The sequence below is a fragment of the Escherichia sp. MOD1-EC5950 genome (assembly GCF_002965345.1).
In the GTDB taxonomy this organism is placed as follows: Bacteria; Pseudomonadota; Gammaproteobacteria; order Enterobacterales; family Enterobacteriaceae; genus Escherichia; species Escherichia marmotae.
Genome location: NZ_PTSR01000171.1, coordinates 1 through 314 on the forward strand (window position 1 = coordinate 1; position 314 = coordinate 314).

Consider the following 314-nt stretch of genomic DNA (forward strand, 5'->3'; position numbering starts at 1 on the left):
AGCAGGATTTCACTGTCAGGGCCATTATCGAACTGGATGATCGCTCTCATCTGCGCCCGGAACGTCAGCGCCGGGATACGTTATTTAATCTGGTTGTTATTCAGGCCGGTATTCCGTTGCACCGGCCCCGTTCTGTTAAACAGGTGAATGACGTCGCCGCCAGTATTATTCGCCATATCTGATTTTTATTTTTCTGATGTTCTTTAATAACCGGGTACTTATATGAGCTCAACCAAACATATCACGCAGGGTGGGCAGGTATTCAGCTATATGCTGAATATGTTCATGCAGGTAAACAAACGCGTTTCATTCTG

1 protein-coding gene is annotated in these 314 nt (G+C 45.9%); it reads left to right on the top strand.

Going from position 1 to position 314, the window contains the following annotated elements; genetic code table 11:
• Positions 1-182: DUF2726 domain-containing protein (locus BEA93_RS24875; protein ID WP_123058266.1), on the top strand; the 182-nt coding region annotated here is incomplete at its 5' end.
• Positions 183-314 lie beyond the last annotated feature (132 nt).